Source organism: Sphaerisporangium sp. NBC_01403, from assembly GCF_045040145.1.
GTDB lineage: Bacteria > Actinomycetota > Actinomycetes > Streptosporangiales > Streptosporangiaceae > Sphaerisporangium > Sphaerisporangium viridialbum.
Genome location: NZ_CP109534.1, coordinates 2,076,629 through 2,092,344, shown reverse-complemented (window position 1 = coordinate 2,092,344; position 15,716 = coordinate 2,076,629). Strand labels below are relative to the sequence as shown.

At 72.5% G+C, this 15,716-nt stretch carries 14 protein-coding genes; 3 read left to right on the top strand and 11 right to left on the bottom strand.

The window, feature by feature from the left end; all coding sequences use genetic code 11:
* Positions 1–24: 24 nt before the first annotated feature.
* From OG589_RS09030 to OG589_RS08990, 9 genes are all read right to left on the bottom strand, one after another.
* The gene (locus tag OG589_RS09030; RefSeq protein WP_405147825.1) at positions 25–993 is read right to left on the bottom strand and encodes a branched-chain amino acid ABC transporter permease; all 969 of its coding nucleotides are present in this window, start codon (positions 991–993) and stop codon (positions 25–27) included.
* Positions 990–1,883, bottom strand: a complete 894-nt coding sequence (locus OG589_RS09025) for a branched-chain amino acid ABC transporter permease (protein ID WP_405147823.1) — start codon at positions 1,881–1,883, stop codon at positions 990–992. Before OG589_RS09025 ends, OG589_RS09030 begins: the two co-directional genes overlap by 4 nt.
* A 31-nt stretch (positions 1,884–1,914) precedes the next feature.
* Positions 1,915–3,081 carry a branched-chain amino acid ABC transporter substrate-binding protein gene (locus OG589_RS09020; protein ID WP_405147821.1) on the bottom strand — a complete coding sequence of 389 codons (1,167 nt, stop codon included), beginning with the start codon at positions 3,079–3,081 and terminating at the stop codon, positions 1,915–1,917.
* A 158-nt stretch (positions 3,082–3,239) separates the two neighbouring features.
* Positions 3,240–4,601, bottom strand: a complete 1,362-nt coding sequence (locus OG589_RS09015; protein WP_405147819.1) for an aldehyde dehydrogenase family protein — start codon at positions 4,599–4,601, stop codon at positions 3,240–3,242.
* An 83-nt stretch (positions 4,602–4,684) separates the two neighbouring features.
* Positions 4,685–5,686 (bottom strand): proline racemase family protein, encoded by a 1,002-nt coding sequence (locus OG589_RS09010; protein ID WP_405147817.1) that lies wholly within the window; start codon positions 5,684–5,686, stop codon positions 4,685–4,687.
* A gap of 7 nt (positions 5,687–5,693) precedes the next feature.
* The gene (locus tag OG589_RS09005) at positions 5,694–6,587 is read right to left on the bottom strand and encodes a dihydrodipicolinate synthase family protein (protein WP_405147815.1); all 894 of its coding nucleotides are present in this window, start codon (positions 6,585–6,587) and stop codon (positions 5,694–5,696) included.
* Positions 6,587–8,038 carry an FAD-dependent oxidoreductase gene (locus tag OG589_RS09000; protein ID WP_405147813.1) on the bottom strand — a complete coding sequence of 484 codons (1,452 nt, stop codon included), beginning with the start codon at positions 8,036–8,038 and terminating at the stop codon, positions 6,587–6,589. The genes OG589_RS09005 and OG589_RS09000 overlap by 1 nt, the downstream gene beginning before the upstream one ends.
* Positions 8,035–8,373, bottom strand: a complete 339-nt coding sequence (locus OG589_RS08995; protein WP_405147811.1) for a (2Fe-2S)-binding protein — start codon at positions 8,371–8,373, stop codon at positions 8,035–8,037. Before OG589_RS08995 ends, OG589_RS09000 begins: the two co-directional genes overlap by 4 nt.
* On the bottom strand, positions 8,370–9,506 hold the full coding sequence (locus OG589_RS08990) for an NAD(P)/FAD-dependent oxidoreductase (RefSeq protein WP_405147809.1): 1,137 nt from the start codon (positions 9,504–9,506) through the stop codon (positions 8,370–8,372). The genes OG589_RS08995 and OG589_RS08990 overlap by 4 nt, the downstream gene beginning before the upstream one ends.
* Positions 9,507–9,680: 174 nt before the next feature.
* On the opposite strand from OG589_RS08990, the gene OG589_RS08985 reads away from it, so the two are divergent.
* Positions 9,681–10,715, top strand: a complete 1,035-nt coding sequence (locus OG589_RS08985; protein ID WP_405147808.1) for a COX15/CtaA family protein — start codon at positions 9,681–9,683, stop codon at positions 10,713–10,715.
* Between the two features lie 6 nt (positions 10,716–10,721).
* A complete protein-coding gene (locus tag OG589_RS08980; protein WP_405147806.1) occupies positions 10,722–11,459 on the top strand; it encodes a vancomycin high temperature exclusion protein in 738 nt (245 codons plus the stop codon).
* A 463-nt stretch (positions 11,460–11,922) separates the two neighbouring features.
* Here OG589_RS08980 and OG589_RS08975 read toward each other — a convergent pair whose 3' ends face one another.
* Both OG589_RS08975 and OG589_RS08970 read right to left on the bottom strand, forming a co-directional pair.
* Positions 11,923–12,960 (bottom strand): lytic polysaccharide monooxygenase, encoded by a 1,038-nt coding sequence (locus OG589_RS08975; RefSeq protein ID WP_405147805.1) that lies wholly within the window; start codon positions 12,958–12,960, stop codon positions 11,923–11,925.
* Between the two features lie 311 nt (positions 12,961–13,271).
* A complete protein-coding gene (locus tag OG589_RS08970; protein WP_405147804.1) occupies positions 13,272–14,702 on the bottom strand; it encodes a PrsW family intramembrane metalloprotease in 1,431 nt (476 codons plus the stop codon).
* 242 nt (positions 14,703–14,944) lie between these two features.
* Between OG589_RS08970 and OG589_RS08965 the strand changes: the two genes are divergently transcribed.
* Positions 14,945–15,478 carry a GNAT family N-acetyltransferase gene (locus OG589_RS08965; protein ID WP_405147803.1) on the top strand — a complete coding sequence of 178 codons (534 nt, stop codon included), beginning with the start codon at positions 14,945–14,947 and terminating at the stop codon, positions 15,476–15,478.
* The last annotated feature ends 238 nt before the right edge of the window (positions 15,479–15,716 follow it).

Sequence of the window (15,716 nt, the reverse complement as noted above, 5' to 3'; positions counted from 1 at the left end):
AAAGCTCCTCGACCGACAGCAGGGTCATGAGCTCGCCTCCCGGGAACGGTGCGGCCACAGTCCCTGCGGGCGGACCAGCATGACGACGATCAGCAGCACGCCGAAGGCGAAGAACCGGTAGCCGGCGAAGTCGCGCAGCAGCTCGGGGAGCAGGCTGATCACGATGGCCCCGACCACGACCCCCGGGGTCGACCCCATGCCGCCCAGCACCACGGCCATGAGCACGAGGGCGGACTGCAGGAACGTGAAGCTGCCCGGGGAGATCGCGGAGAGCTGCCCGGCGAACAGCACTCCGGCCAGCCCGCCCCAGACCGCGCCGGCGATGTAGGCCGCCAGCTTGACCTTGTAGGTGTGCACGCCCATGGCCTCGGCGGCGTCCTCGTCCTCGCGGACGAACCGCCAGGCCCGCCCGAGCCGTGATCTGCCGAGCCGGGAGGCGCCGATGACGGCGATCGAGACGATCACCACGGTCAGGTAGAAGAAGACGACCGGGCTGCCGGTGAGGCCGGGAATGCCGTAGATGCCCGACGGCCCGCCGGTGACGTCCAGGTTGTTGGCCGTGATGCGGATGATCTCGCCGAAGCCCAGCGTGACGATGGCCAGATAGTCGCTGCGCAGCCGCAGGGTGGGCGCGCCGATCACGATGCCCGCGATGACGGTGACCACGATGACGGCGGGCACGGTGGCCAGCAGCGGAAGGTCGAACCGGGTGCTCAGCACTCCGCTGGTGTACGCGCCGACGGCGAAGAAGGCGACGTACCCGAGGTCGAGCAGCCCGCAGAACCCGACCACGATGTTCAGCCCCGAGGCCAGCATCACGAAGATCGCCGCGCTGGTCATGACCGACAGCGCGTACGGCGTGGCGATCACGAACGGGGCGAGCACGGCGCCGGCCAGCCCGGCGAGCCCGGCCCACCTGCTGTCGAGGAGCCGTGAGGTCGCGCGGCCGAGCGCGGTGCCCTTCCCGGCGCGCGTCCCGCTCCGGGCCGTCACACGCGCTCCGTCACGCGCTCGCCGAGCAGGCCGGTCGGCCGTACGGACAGGAACAGGATGAGCACCCCGAAGGCGAACACGTCACGCCACTCGCCGCCGAGCCAGTAGGTGCCGAAGGACTCCAGCAGCCCGAGCAGCAGCCCGCCCAGCATGGTGCCGGGGATGTTGCCGATGCCGCCGATGACCGCCGAGGTGAACGCCTTCAGCCCGATGAGGAAGCCCATCAGGAAGTCGATCTTCCCGTAGTAGGCCCCGGCCATCACGCCGGCCGCGCCCGCGAGGGCGGAGCCGAGGAAGAAAGTGCGCGAGATCACCGCGTTCACGTTGATGCCCATGAGCGCGCTGGTGCGCGGGTCGAGGGCGATGGCCCGCATGGCCCGGCCCTCGCGGGTGCGGGTGACCAGCAGGTTCAGCCCGGCCATGAGGACGACGGCCACGACGATGAGCGCGATCTGCTGCAGCGTGATCCGCGCGCCCAGCACCTCGACGGACGTGCCGCCGAGCCGCAGCGGGTAGACCTGCGGGTCCGCCCCGGCGGCGGCGCGCATGCCGTACTCCAGCGCGAACGAGGCGCCGACGGCGGTGATGAGCAGCGAGAGCCGGGGGGCGTTTCGCAGCGGGCGGTAGGCGACGCGTTCGAGCACGACGCCGGAGAGGCCGGTGACGGCCATCGTGACGACGAGCACGCCGAGCAGCGCCGGCAGCGCCATGCCCGGCGAGACGCCTCCCACCGCGCCGAGGATCGCGAACCCGGTGAAGGCGCCGAGCATGTAGATGTCGCCGTGGGCGAAGTTGAGCAGCTTCATGATCCCGTAGACCATGCTGTAGCCCAGCGCCACCAGCGCGTAGAACGAGCCGACGAACAGCCCGTTCCAGATCAGCTGTGACATGTCAGGTTTCCTTGGGACCCCGCGCGCGGGGTCACTTGAGCGCGTCCTGGAGGGCGAACTTCCCGGACTTCACGACCAGGATCTGGAAGCCTCCGGTGGACAGGGTGTGGTCGGGGGTGAACCTCAGCGGGCCGGAGAACATCTGGAACCCGTCGATCCCTTCGAGCGCGGTGATGACCTTCGCGCCGTCGGTCGACCCTGCCTTCTTGACGGCCTCGGCGGCCAGTCGCACGGCGTCGTAGGCCTGGTTGCTGTACGGGCCGGGGGCGGAGCCGAACTTCTTCTTGTAGTCGGCGATCCAGGTCTCCGCGCCCTGGAGGGTCTCGGGCGTCTGGGTCATCGTGGCGTACACGCCCTCGCCCGCCTCGGCCCCGGCGATCTGCGCGAGCTTCTCCGACACCGAGCCGTCGCCGACCATGATGCCGCCCTTGTACCCGGCCTGGCGCAGCTGCCGGGTGATCAGGCCGCCCTCCTGGAAGTAGCCGGTCCAGTAGACGAAGTCGGGCTTCTTGGCCAGGATGTTGTTGACGTTCGCGCTGTAGTCGCTCTCCTTGGGCGTCACCGCCGAAAGGATGGCGGTGTCGGGGCCGCCGGCCTGGTCGAGCAGCGCCTGCGTGCGGACGGCGATGTCCTTGGAGTAACTGGTGTTGTCGTGCACCAGCGCCACGCGCTGGGCCCCCTGCTTGGTGATCCAGGCCATGGCGGCGGCGGCCTGCTGCGTGCCGGTGCCGTTGATCAGGAAGACGTGCTTGAGGTGCTGATCGACCAGTTCCTGCGAGTTGGCCGCCGGGATGATCATCGGGATGTTCGCCTTGCCAAAGACCGGCAAGGTGGGCAGCGTGGCGCCCGAGCAGTAGCCGCCCACCGAGATCTTCACGCCCTCGGTGACGAGCTTGTTGGCCCCGGCGACCGCCGTCTGGGCGTCGCAGGCGTCGTCGGCGACCTTGAGGTCGAGCTTGCGCCCGAGCACGCCGCCCTTGCCGTTGATCTCGTCCACCGCGAGCTGCGCGGCGTTCTTCATGTACGGGCCGATGGCCGCCTCGCTGCCGGACTGCGGGATCAGCATCCCGAGGGTGATCGGGCCCTCGTCCCCGCCGGTGTCCGAGCCGCCGCCGAGGAGTCCCTGGCCGCAGCCGGCCGTCAGCATGCCCACGGCCGTCGCCAGCGACCAGATCACGGCTACACGCGATTTGCCCATCGTGCATCTCCTAGCGAAACAGCGTCGTCTCAGCATGGTGTGTGACATTGCACATGCACGGAAAGTCAGCGTCAAGGTCCGAGATCAGACCGTTAGAAGGCCGGTACAGCTCTGACGAAACCCCGTGCCGCGCTGTGAGAACGAGGCACGGGGACGCCTCAGAGCCGGCCGCCGGCCGGTCCGAGGGCGACCGTGTGGGTGGAGGTGTAGAAGTCCTGGGCGGCCTTGCCCTGCTCGCGCGGGCCGTAGCTGGAGTCCTTCTCGCCGCCGAACGGCAGGTAGAAGTCCACGCCGCTCGTCGGGTTGTTGACCTTGACGAGCCCGGTCTCCAGCCGCGCGGAGACGTCGAGCGCCCGGTCGAGGTCGCGCGTGTACACCGCGGAGGCCAGGCCGTAGCGCACGCCGTTGGCCAGGGCGACCGCCTCGTCCACCGAGCCCGCGTCCTGCACCAGGCAGATGGGCCCGAAGACCTCGTCGCGGGCGAGCACGTGATCGGCGGGGACGCCGTCCACCAGCGTCGGGGCGGCGAACCAGCCGTCGCGGTCGAGCGCCTCACCCCCGGTGAGCACCCGTCCCCCGGCCGCCGCCGACACCACGCGGTCGCGGGCGGCCTCCTCGATCAGCGGCCCCACGGCGGTGCCGGGGTCGGCGGGGTCGCCCACGCCGAGCTTGGCGACGGCGGCGACCAGCGCCTCGCGCACTTCACCGGCGTTGCCCACGGTGATGACGCGCTTGGTCGCGGTGCACTTCTGCCCGGCGTACCCGAACGCGGCGGCGGCGATCTGCGCGGCGGCGGCTTCCAGGTTGGCGTCGTCCAGCACGATGCTGGCGTTCTGCCCGCCCATCTCCGCCTGGACCTGCACGCCCCTTCCGGCCGCCGCCACGCTGACCTTGCGGCCCACGGCGGCCGACCCGGTGAAGGAGACCACGTCAGCGGCCTCGATCAGCGCCGCGCCCTCCTCGGCGTCGCCGGGGACGACCTGGAACAGATCGTCGGGCACGCCGAGCAGCTCGGCCAGGCGCAGCGCGCAGCCGAGCGCCTGCGGGGCGGGCTTGAGCACGACGGCGTTGCCGAAGGCGAGAGCGGGCGCGGCCTTCCACAAGGGGATGGCGAGCGGGAAGTTCCACGGGGTGATCAGCCCGGCCACGCCGCGCGGGCGCCTGCGGGTGTAGGCGAGCCCGACGCCCGATGGCTCGTGCATCGCGCCGATGGGGTCGAAGACCTGCTGGGAGTAGTAGCGCAGGATCGCCACCGACCGCGCCACCTCGCCCGCCGCCTCGGTGACCGGCTTGCCGACCTCGCGGACGATCAGCGAGCCGAGCTCGTCCGCCGCCGCGGCCACGGCCTCGGCGGCCTCGGCCAGGACGGTCGCGCGCCGCGCGGCGTTCGCCCCGGCCCACCGCCCCTGCGCGGCCCTCGCCCGGCGTACCGCCTCGGCGACGCCTTGTCCTCCGGCGGCCGTGACGCTCGCGACCACGTCGGCCGGGTTCTGGGGGGACCGGCTCTCGACAACGCTCATCGTGAATCCCTCTCGAACTTCGGGGTGGAACAGTCAAGTATCCCGCTACATGGAACCCTAGTCCACGTCATGGACCTAGCGGCTCACAGGAGGAACCCCTCCGGGAACGGGTCGTCAGGATCGAGGAAGTGCTGTGCCGTACCCGTCAGCCACGCCCTGCCCGTGATCGTCGGGACGACCGCCTCGTGCCCGGCCACCTCGGCCCGCTCGACCAGCCGCCCGGTGAACCGGGTGCCGATGAAGGACTCGTTGACGAAGTCCTCCCCGAGCCCCAGCTCGCCCCTCGCGTGGAGCTGCGCCATGCGGGCGCTGGTCCCCGTGCCGCACGGCGAGCGGTCGAACCACCCGGGATGGATGGCCATGGCGTGCCGCGACAGCCGGGCGTCGGAGCCGGGGGCGACGAACTGGACGTGGTGGCAGCCCCGGATCCCGGGGTCCAGCGGGTGGACCGGCTCGCCGGCCTCGTTGATCGCCGCCGAGATCGCGAGGCCCGCGTCGAGGATCCGCTGGCCCTGCGAGCGGTCGAACGCCAGCCCCACCGACTCGATCGGCAGGATCGCGTAGAAGTTGCCGCCGTACGCCAGGTCGTAGGTCACCTCGCCCAGGCCGGGCACCTTGACCGTGCGGTCGAGCCCGGCGCTGAAGGAGGGCACGTTCTGGATCGTCACCGACCGGGCCGCGCCGTCCTCCACCCGCACCGAGGCGACGACGAGCCCGGCGGGCGTGTCGAGCCGGACGGTCGTGACGGGCTCGACGACCTCCACCATCCCGGTCTCCACCAGCACCGTCGCCACCCCGATGGTGCCGTGGCCGCACATCGGCAGGCAGCCGGACACCTCGATGTAGAGCACGCCGAAGTCGGCGTCCGGGCGGGTCGGGGGTTGCAGGATCGCGCCGCTCATCGCCGAGTGGCCGTGCGGCTCGTACATCAGCAGCTTGCGGATGTGGTCCAGGTGCGCCAGGAAGTACTCCCTGCGCTCGGCCATGCTCGCGCCGGGGATGACGCCGACTCCCCCGGTGACGACCCGGGTGGGCATCCCCTCGGTGTGCGAGTCGACCACGTGGAAGATCTTCTTGGTCCTCACGGACGGCTCACCGCAACCCTTCGGCCAGCGCCTTCTCGGCGGCCGCGCGGACCGCGGCCTCGTGCTCGGGGGACAGCGGCCCCCTCGGCTGCCGGCACGGCCCGCCGTACCGTCCGGCGAGGTTCATCGACAGCTTGATGGCCTGCACGAACTCGACCTTGGCGTCCCAGCGCAGCAGCGGGTGCAGCGTACGGTACAGCGGCAGCGCCCCGGCGACGTCCCCCTCGGCGGCCGCGCGGAACAGGGCCGCGCAGGAGGCGGGAAGCGCGTTCGGGAACCCGGCGACCCAGCCCACGGCCCCGGCGACGGCCAGCTCCAGCAGCACGTCGTCCGACCCCACCAGCAGGTCCAGGCCGGGGGCCAGCTCAGCGATCTCGTACGCCCTCCGCACGTCGCCGGTGAACTCCTTGACCCCGACGATCAGCCCCTCGTCGTACAGCTTCGCCAGCAGCGGGGGAACGAGGTCCACCCTGGTGTCGTACGGGTTGTTGTACGCCACGATGGGCAGGCCCGCCTTGGCGACCTCGCGGTAGTGCGCGACCACCGCGCGCTCGTCGGCGCGGTAGGCGTTGGGCGGGAGCAGCATCACCACCTGGCAGCCCGCCTCCCCCGCCTGCTCGGCCCAGCGGCGGGACTCCGCCGCGCCGTAAGCCGCCACGCCCGGCATCACGCGGTCGCCGCCGACCGCCGCGACGGCCGTCTCCACGACGCGGGCGCGCTCCTCGGGGGTGAGCGTCTGGTACTCCCCGAGCGAGCCGTTGGGCACCACGCCGTCGCATCCCTGCTCGACCAGCCAGCGGCAGTGCGCGGCGTAGCCCTCCTCGTCGACGCTCAGGTCCGCGCGCAGCGGCAGCGCCGTCGCCACCATCACTCCGTGCCAGGGCTTCTCACGGGTCGTCATCAGGGGTCCTCTCCTCCTGGGTCTTCTGCTGGGTCTCCTGCTCCTGCGAGATCGCCGAGCCGTACGGGCTGGGCGATCGGCCGGCGTGGCGGCAGGGGATCCTCCCCCGCCAGGCACGACACGGCGTAGCCGCACACGCGGCCCTGGCACCAGCCCATCCCCGGCCGGGCCAGCAGTTTCAGCGACCGGGCGTCGACCGCGCCGAGCTCCCGCGCCTCCTTGATCCGCGCGTACGGGACCTCCTCGCAGCGGCAGATCAGCGTGTCGTCGCGCAGCCAGCCCATCCAGCCGTCGCGGACGGGGTAGGCGTCCTGCAGGGCCCTGCCGAACGCGGCGAGCCGGGCTCGTCTCCTCGCCAGGCCGGGCGCCGGGCTCACCGGGCGGCCGAGGTCCGCTGCGGCCGCGCGCCCGGCGATCAGGCCCTCGACCTCCGCCAGCCGGGCCCCGCCGACGCCGGTCGGCTCGCCCGCCGCGTAGACGCCGGGCACGCTGGTGCGCATCCCCTCGTCCACGGCGACGACGGGGCCGCCGTCCCTGTCGGTCGCGGTGGCGCAGCCGAGCTGCGTGGCGAGCTCGATCTGCGGGACGAAGCCGTAGCCGACGGCCAGCGCGTCGCACTCGATCGTCCGCCGGGGCCCTGGAACCCAGTTCGCGCCGAGTCTCGCCACGGTGACGTGTGTGAGCTCGTCCTGCCCGTGCGCGGCGACCACGGCGTGGCCGCCGGCGTACGGGATGCGGTGCCTGGCCAGGCGGTAGGCGTATCCGGCGCCCTCCGCGAGCCTGCCGGGGTGGGCGATCAGGGCGGGCGCGAGGCCGAGCCCGCCGTTGGCCTCGAAGACCCCGGCGACGCGCGCGCCCGCGTCGGCCAGCGCGGCGGCGACGGGAAGCAGGAAGGGCCCGGTGCCCGCGACGACGACCCTGCGCCCGGCCACCACGAGGTCGCCCTTGAGCAGCGCCTGCGCGCCGCCCGCCGTGAACACGCCGGGAAGGTCCCAGCCGGGGAACGGCAGCGACCGGTCGTGCGCCCCGGTGGCGATGACCAGCCGCCTGGCGAGGACGGTCTCGCGCCGTTCGTCCCTGGCGCCCGCCAGGCAGTGCACGGCGATCGCGCCTTCCGCGTCGACCGGCGCTTCGGCACCGGTGATCTTCTCGGCGGCCCAGACGCGGTGGCGGAGGCGGACCTCCACGCCGTGCTCGCCGAGGGCGTCGGCGAGGCGGGTGAACCGCGCGAACCCGTGGTGGAGTGCCCCCGGCCGGCGGGCGCGGAACCCCTCGGGCGGGTGCCGGTAGTACTGGCCGCCCAGCCGGGCCCCGGAGTCGATCAGCACGACGCTCAGCCCGGCCTCGGAGGCGGCGACGGCCGCCGCCATCCCGGCGGGACCGGCCCCGACGACCGCGAGATCCTTCATCGCGGACTCCGCCTGCGGGAGGCGCTCACGCGGGTGCCTCATCCGGTCGTCACCTCGTCCCCGGGCCGGGCCTCGGTCTGGCAGGCGCGCAGGGACGCCTCGCCGTTGACGGTGACCAGGCAGTCGAAGCACACCCCGATGCCGCAGAACAGCCCGCGGGGACGCCCGCCGATCCGGGTCGTACGCCACGATCTGATGCCGTTGGCGTGCAGGACGGCGCCGACCGTCTGGCCCGGCACCGCCGGGACGGGGCGCCCGTCCACGCTGATGTCGAAGCCCGGCTCGGGCCGCGCCCCCACGAGATGGCCGGCGTGCGCGGGTCGCTCCGGGGCCTTGGCGTCCGGGGTGGCGGGAGGTCGCTCTGACGAGGGGTTCACGCGGCGAACCTTTCCGGGCGGAAGGGGCTCAGGTCCAGCTCGGGGGCCGCCCCGGTGAGCAGCCCGGCGATCAGGTGGCCGGTGGCGGGGGCGAGGCCGATGCCCGCGCCCTCGTGCCCGCACGCGTGGTACAGGCCGGGCGCGCGGGGGTCCGCCCCGATCACGGGAAGGTGGTCGGGGCAGTACGGGCGGAAGCCGCAGTAGGCCCTGATCACCCTTCGATCGGCCAGCACGGGGAACAGCGCGACGGCCTGGCGGGCGAGCGCCTCGACCACCGGGATCGACATCGTGCGGTCGAAGCCCACCCGCTCGCGGCTCGCGCCGATGAGCACCGTGCCCGCGGGGGTGCCCTCGATGACCGCGCTGGTCGACAGGCCCGCGGAGTCGCTCGCCACGTCGGTGACGTAGGCGGCGGTGTAGACCTTGTGCCTGATCAGCGGCACGCCGAGGCGCCCGGAGATGGGCTCGGTGACCAGGATGAAGCCGCGGCGCGGCAGCACGGGCAGGTCGAGGCCGGCGAGCGCGGCCAGCTCGCCGCTCCAGGTGCCCGCGGCGTTCACCACGGCGCCCGCCGGGATGTCCCCGCCGCTGGTGCGGACGCCGGTCACCCGGTCGCCGTCGCGCAGGAAGCCGGTGACGGTCGTTCTCGTGCGCAGCGTGACGCCCGGGGCGTGCCGGAGGAGCCGGGCGGCGGCGAGCATGGGCTGCACCTGGGCATCCTGCGGGTAGAAGACCGCGCCGGCCAGGTCCCGCGTCAGGTGCGGCTCGTACCCCGGCAGCTCGCCCGGCGCCACGGGCGCCTGCTCCACGCCACGGCGGGCCTGCTCCTCGGCGAGCGCGGTCAGGGCCTCCAGCACCTCGGCGGTCTCGGCGACGACCAGGCCGCCCTTCGGCTCGAACTCGAAGCCGCCGAGGACGGCCAGCTCGCGCCAGAGGCGGTTGGACAGCAGGGCCAGCTCCAGCTCGGGACCCGGCTCCTTGTCGGAGACCAGGATGTTGCCCTCGCCCGCTCCGGTGGTGCCCGCCGCGACCCCGCCGCGGTCGACCACGGTGACGGCCAGGCCCGCCCTCGCGGCGAAGTACGCGCACGCCGCCCCGACGACGCCGGCTCCGATCACCACGACGTCGGCCATTCTCACCCCCCGCGCCCGATCCCTTGACCCGTCAGTAATATGTCACATATTCAGAGGGGCAATCAATCCCGCTTTCCGGTGTTTCGAGTGCCGTACCCCTCTCAGGCGTCACAACCGCACCGCGGCGGAGGGCTACGGACAGGGGCGGCGGTACGGCCGCCTACGATGTGTGCCGTGACCGCAGCAGACCAGCCCCAGAACCGCGCCGGGGAAACGCGGCCGCGCGCCCTCCTCGACCAGCTCAGGAGCCGCGCGCTCGACCTGTTCCACTCCGCGTGGTCCCCGACGCCCCTCACCGTCAGGCGGTGGGCGCTGGCCAGTGTGGTCGTCAACGTGGGCATCACTCTGACCGGCGCGGCCGTGCGGCTCACGGGTTCGGGGCTCGGCTGCCCCACCTGGCCCCGGTGCACCCCCGGCAGCTTCGTTCCCGCTCCGCATGACGCGCACGCGCCGGTGAACATGGCGATCGAGTTCGGCAACCGGCTGCTGGCCTTCCTGGTCCTCGCCGTCGCCGCGGCCTGCGTGGTGGCCGTGCTCCGCGTCGCGCCCCGCCGCTCCAGCCTGGTGCGCCTGGCCTGGATCCAGCCGATCGGCGTCGCCGTCCAGGCGCTGTGGGGTGGGCTGGTCGTGCGAAGCGCACTGAACCCCGTCACGGTCAGCGTCCACTTCGTGCTGTCCATCGGCATGATCTTCGCGGCGTTCGCGCTCTACGCCCGCTCGGGTGAGGGCGACGCCCCGCCGAGGCGGCTGGTCCACCGCGACATCCGCACGCTGGGCTTCGTCCTGACCGCCGCCGTCCTGGTGCTGGTCCTCGCGGGCGTGGTGGTCACGGGGACCGGGCCGCACTCGGGCGACGAGGCCGCCTCGCGGTTCACTTTCGACGTCCAGACCGTGGTGCAGGTGCACGCCGACGCCGTCTGGATCGTCCTCGGGCTGACGTTCGCGCTGCTGTTCGCCCTGCACGTCACCGACTCCCCCGGCCGGGCACGGCGCGGGGCGCTGGTCCTGCTGGGCGTCGAACTGGCCCAGGGCGTCATCGGCTACGTGCAGTACTTCCTGGCCGTGCCCGCGATCCTCGTCGGCCTGCACGTGCTCGGGGCCACGCTCGTCTGGATCGCGGCCCTGCGGGTGGTCTTCCTCATGCGCTCACGGGGCCCGGGGGAAACGCTCTCCTCCGGCCACAACGAACTGGACTCGGTCGGCGTCTAACCCTTCGTGATCCGTCTCCCATCCCGGTCCCGCCTCTGGGCCGGGGCCGCGCGCCTCGTCCCCTCCTCTCCCGCGGCGCGGCGCCGCGCCTTTCTCGGTGCCGTCACGCTGAGCCTGCTCGCCCTCGCGCCGATGACCTGGGCCCGGCTGTCCACCGACGGCCACCGGGTGACGGCCGGCACCGCGCCGGGGTGGACGCGCGGGGTTCCCTCGGCGCCGGTGGGCCTGGTGCTCGGCGCCGGCCTCTACCACGGGTCCCCCAGCCCGATGCTGGCCACGCGCCTCGACGTCGCCGCCGAGCTGTACCGAGGGGGCAGGGTGCGGGCGCTGCTGCTGTCCGGCGACAACGGCCGCGTGGGATACGACGAGCCGTCGGTCATGCGCGACTACCTCGTCGCCCGCGGGGTGCCCCGGGACGCGCTGGTGCTCGACTACGCGGGGTTCGACACCTGGGACTCCTGCGTCCGGGCCCGTGACGTGTTCGGCGTGCGGCGCCTCACGGTCGTGACGCAGAGCTTCCATCTGCCGCGCGCGGTCGCGCTGTGCCGTACGGCGGGGCTGGACGCCTTCGGGGTCGGCGACGACTCCGCCGCCAGGTGGCCGGCCAGGACCTACGTCTACGCGGCGCGGGAGTTGGCCGCGACGGCCAAGGGGTTCCTTGACTCCGTCGTGCTCAGGTCCTCGCCGGTCTTCCCCGGCCCCCGGGAGACCTCACTCGACCGATTCCTCGCCGCGCACCCCTGACCGGACGTCCCCCTTGACCGAGTTTCGGCGCCGTCGCGAAAGTTTCATCCTGCGCGCCGGGGCCAGGGGTCGTGAGCTGGGCATTTCCTGCGCCCTTCCGCCGGGGGACCGGCGCGCTCTTCGGTTCGCACGGCTGCCGGGGTAGTGTCCGGATCGCGCGTGGGAGCGCTCCCATCAGATCTTGGCCGGCCTAGGAGGAGGTGACGCCTCTCGAACGGTGCCACGGCAACCGCGTATCTCGTCCGGGCTCGGACGCCGCACGCCGTGAGGGGGAAGTGCCTCTCCGCCTCACGGCCGGCGTTCGGGTCTTTCGCGTGCCCGGCCGACTTCCGGTAGCCCTTTCCCGTACCGGCCCAGACCTTTCGCGGAGCCCTTTCGCCTGCCCCGGGGGCTTGCGCGCCCGTACCGGGCGTGCCGGTCGCCCTGGAGGCGGCGACCGGCACGCCCGTTCACTTCGCCGGGGCTACCCGCAGCTCACCTGCGTGAAGGTCGGCGTCGCGGCTCCCGTCGTGCTCGCGAGGAACCCGGCGGTCGCCGAGGCCCCCGGTGCGAGCGTGGCGTTCCAGGTGGCCGCGTGGATCATGCCGGAGGGGCCGCTCTGCATGGACGTCCCGTTCCACGCCTGGGTGATCGTGGTCCCGATCGGCATCGTCCACTGGATGTACCAGTTGTTGATCGGGGCGCTACCGGTGTTCTTGATCGTCGCCGAGGCCTGGAACCCGCCCGACCAGGAGTTCTCCAGCGTCACCGTAGCCGTGCACGAGGTCGGCGGAGGGGTCGCGGGCGGCGGCGAGCTCGGAGGCGGCGAGCCGGGCGGCGGCGAGCTCGGCGGGGGTGTCGAGGTGCCGCCGAAGATCACGTCGGAGCAGCCGTAGAAGGTCTCCTGGCTGTCCGACCGGTACCACACCGAGTAGATGATGTGGCGGCCCGACTTGTTCGGCAGCCTTCCCGAGAAGCGGTAGGCGCCGTTGGTCACCGCGGGCTCGGGATCGGCCGTCAGGAACGGCTGCTCCTCCATGTCGGCCCAGGTCAGCGGCTTCGTGGGGTTGTAGGAGTCCTTGGTGATGTAGAGCTTGAACCCGCCGGGGTGGGGCACCCAGGCGCCGTAGACGAAGTCGTACATGGCGCCCGCCTGCATCACGGTCGCCGGCCAGTCGGCCCTCGCCGCGTCGTAGGCCGCGTACTTCGCGAAGCCGCCGCTGCAGAGCTGACCGTCGGGGATGAAGCCCCGGGTACGGCCGCCGCCGTCCGAGCGCAGCACTCCGTACCAGTCGTAGAGCGGCTGGGTCCCGCCGATGGCGACGGCCTCCGCGCAGGCGGGGTTCTTGGGCTTGATCTCGTTGCTGGAGGTGAGCCCGTCGGTGTAGCAGGCGTACGTCCTGCTGGCGGGCGCCTGCATGGTTCCGTGCGCGTCGGCCGAGCGCTGTAACGACAGCGCCGTCAGCCCGGCGACCACGACCGCGAGCGCGGTCATGATCGCCACCTTTGCCTTGGTTCTCACAGTGCTTCCTCTTCACGTTGCGGATGCCGCCGCGAGGGACGGCGATCGATGCGAGCGCGATCACGCCATGCCCCTTCCGGGCGTCGAGGAGGCGTGCGAACAGCGAGGACAAGTCGTGAGATGTCGCTGCCGGCTGTTGCGGGGGACGGCGAACGGCGCTTGGGCGCGCTCGTACGCCTCCTGATGGGCCACCCCGGAAAAGGGCATCGGAAGTGGCCACGGACATCCGCGTACCGCGATTGAAACACGCGATCGCCCCACCGGCAAGGTCCTGCGGCCGCGGGCCGGGCCTCCCTGCGACCGGCGAGGTCCTACCGGTTGCCTCGGTTACCCGAAGGCGGGCCGTAGGGGTTGCCACCCCGGTCGCCCGGAGGTGGCCCGTAGGAGTTGCCGCCCGGGCCGCGCGGCGGCGGGCCGTACGGGTCGGCGCCCGGGTTTCCCTGAGGCGGGGGCGGCGGCGAGCCTGGCGGGGGCTCGCCCGGCCGGCCCTGGCCGTCCTGCGCGTAGGGATCGCGCGGCAGGCCGTCCTGCGGAGGGTACGGCGAGGCTGAGTGCCGCGTGTCGTGCCCCGGCGCGTACCCCGGAGGGGCCATCCCCCTGGCGATCGTGGCCTGGTGCCTCTCGGGGACGGGGAACGCCGCCTTGGCCGCGCTCATGCAGGCCAGAAGGGCTTCCCTGTGGTTCTCGAAGGTGTCCCTGTCGATCACGCCGCGGACCCCGCGCTCGTGGAGCAGCCCCAGCTCGGTGGCGGTGACCTGGTAGTCGCGCATGGCGTGCAGGCCCGCGGGGCCGCCGTAGGCCTTCGCCCACTGGCGCGCCTGCCGCCGCCCCTGGAGCGAGGACAGCATGAAGATGTCGACGTCGGTGACCAGCCCGAGCCCGCCGTACGGCGGCAGGTAGCGCTGGATGAGACCGACGATGCGCTGACGGTCCTTGACGATCACGCCCAGCTCGACGAAGAACAGGATCATCAGCAGCAGGTACGCCAGCGCCAGGCCCTGGAACCCGCCGTAGGAGGTGAAGCCGTTCCAGATGCCGTGCAGGATGATCGCGCCGATCCAGCCGAGGAACACCACCCAGCCGCGCACCGGGCCCCGGCTCTGCGCGGCGTACGCGACGGCGATGCCGATCATGGAGGTGAACAGCGGATGGGCGAACGGCGACAGGATGCCGCGCAGCACCACCGTCACGGCCAGGCCCTGAACGCCGTGCTGGTCCTGCGCCATGACGTAGTAGCTGACGTTCTCGCTCATGGCGAAGCCCAGGCCCACCATGCTGGCGTAGATGATGCCGTCGGTCAGGCCGTCGAGCTCCTGGCGCCGCCAGCGCAGCAGGCCGAGCAGCACCAGGCCCTTCATGGTCTCCTCGACCACGGGCGCCACGAACGTCGCCACGAGGTTGCGGGCGGTGGCGGCGTCCTGCGTCGCGATGGTGACGTACCGGAGGTTGAGGCTGTTGAGGATGCCCGCCACCAATACCGCGATGCCGGCGCCCCACATGAACGCGAAGGCGAGGTCCTTGCGCGGCTCGGGCTCCATGCGGTCGAGCGCCAGCACCCCGGCGAGCAGCAGCGGCACCGGGGCGAGCGCCAGCGTGAGCGCGATGAAGAACTGAACGGGGTCTCCGTTGAAGATGTCGAAGGAGAACGACACCAGCGCGCAGAGCCCGGCCACGACGAGCCCGATGATCAGTCCGACGGATGGGCGCTCCTTGAGCACCCAGCGGGGATCAAGGTTCGTCATGTTCGCGAGCGTAATCGACCGGGCACGAGGTGTTCTCCCCGCCCCCACCGCACCCGTACGGCTTGCGCCCCGTGATCACCGCACCACCCCACCGGCCGCCTATCGGGCATACAGATCTTCCCCCGGAACAACACTGCCACACCTCTCAACCCGCTGGAACCCGCGACTTCCGACCCGGCGGGCGCGGGCCGGCCAGATAGGATGGCCTGCCGATACGCACGTGGGAGAAGGGGCCGCGCCTCATGCACGAGGTCCGTGAGATGCGCGAGCAGGACATCGAGACCGTGTCCTCGGTGCGCGTCGCCGGGTGGAGATCCGCCTACGCGGGCATCCTGCCGCAGGCCTACCTCGACGGGCTGTCGGCCGAGCAGGACGCCCGGGGCCGCAGGAAGAGGTTCGCCCGTGCGGGCGGTGACACGCTCGACCTCGTCGCCGAGGACTCCGGCACCGTGGTGGGCTGGCTGGCCATGGGCCCGTGCCGCGACGACGACGCCGGCCCGGGCGACGGCGAGGTCTACGCCTTCTACGTGCGCCCCGACCGCATCGGCACGGGCGCCGGGCGGGCCCTCGCCGCCGCGGCGCTGCGGGCGGCCGGTGAACGCTCGTACGAGCGGCTCCTGCTGTGGGTCCTGGAGGACAACCTGCGGGCACGTCGCTTCTACGGCTCCGCCGGTTACGTGCCCGAGGGCTCCCGATCGCTGTGGGAGGTCGCCGGGGTCGCCGTCCCCGAGCTCCGCTACCACCGCGACGTCCCCCGGGCCGCCGTGCAGGGGTGAGGGCCACCGGCGCCTGACCGTGACGGCCGGCGCCACGCCGAGCGTGCGGCCGGCCTCCTGGGTGCGCGATCGCCGAGGGGTCGCCCCATTTCTTGGCCGTGCGGCATTCTTGGCGAGTTTCGGAACGCTTTCACGCATTATGGCGAGTTAATAATGATATTTCCGGAATTGTCGACCAACTGGCAGCCGTGCGCCGGCGCCTGGTGAACTCGGCGGCGAGGGTCCACACGGTGACGGC

Excerpts from the sequence above, each read along its gene's own strand:
- OG589_RS09025 (WP_405147823.1), bottom strand. The coding sequence starts at position 1,883 with ATGTCACAGCTGATCTGGAACGGGCTGTTCGTCGGCTCGTTCTACGCG.
- OG589_RS09020 (WP_405147821.1), bottom strand. The coding sequence starts at position 3,081 with ATGGGCAAATCGCGTGTAGCCGTGATCTGGTCGCTGGCGACGGCCGTG.
- OG589_RS09015 (WP_405147819.1), bottom strand. The coding sequence starts at position 4,601 with ATGAGCGTTGTCGAGAGCCGGTCCCCCCAGAACCCGGCCGACGTGGTC.
- OG589_RS09005 (WP_405147815.1), bottom strand. The coding sequence starts at position 6,587 with ATGACGACCCGTGAGAAGCCCTGGCACGGAGTGATGGTGGCGACGGCG.
- OG589_RS09000 (WP_405147813.1), bottom strand. The coding sequence starts at position 8,038 with ATGAGGCACCCGCGTGAGCGCCTCCCGCAGGCGGAGTCCGCGATGAAG.
- OG589_RS08990 (WP_405147809.1), bottom strand. The coding sequence starts at position 9,506 with ATGGCCGACGTCGTGGTGATCGGAGCCGGCGTCGTCGGGGCGGCGTGC.
- OG589_RS08970 (WP_405147804.1), bottom strand. The coding sequence starts at position 14,702 with ATGACGAACCTTGATCCCCGCTGGGTGCTCAAGGAGCGCCCATCCGTC.
- OG589_RS08965 (WP_405147803.1), top strand. The coding sequence starts at position 14,945 with ATGCACGAGGTCCGTGAGATGCGCGAGCAGGACATCGAGACCGTGTCC.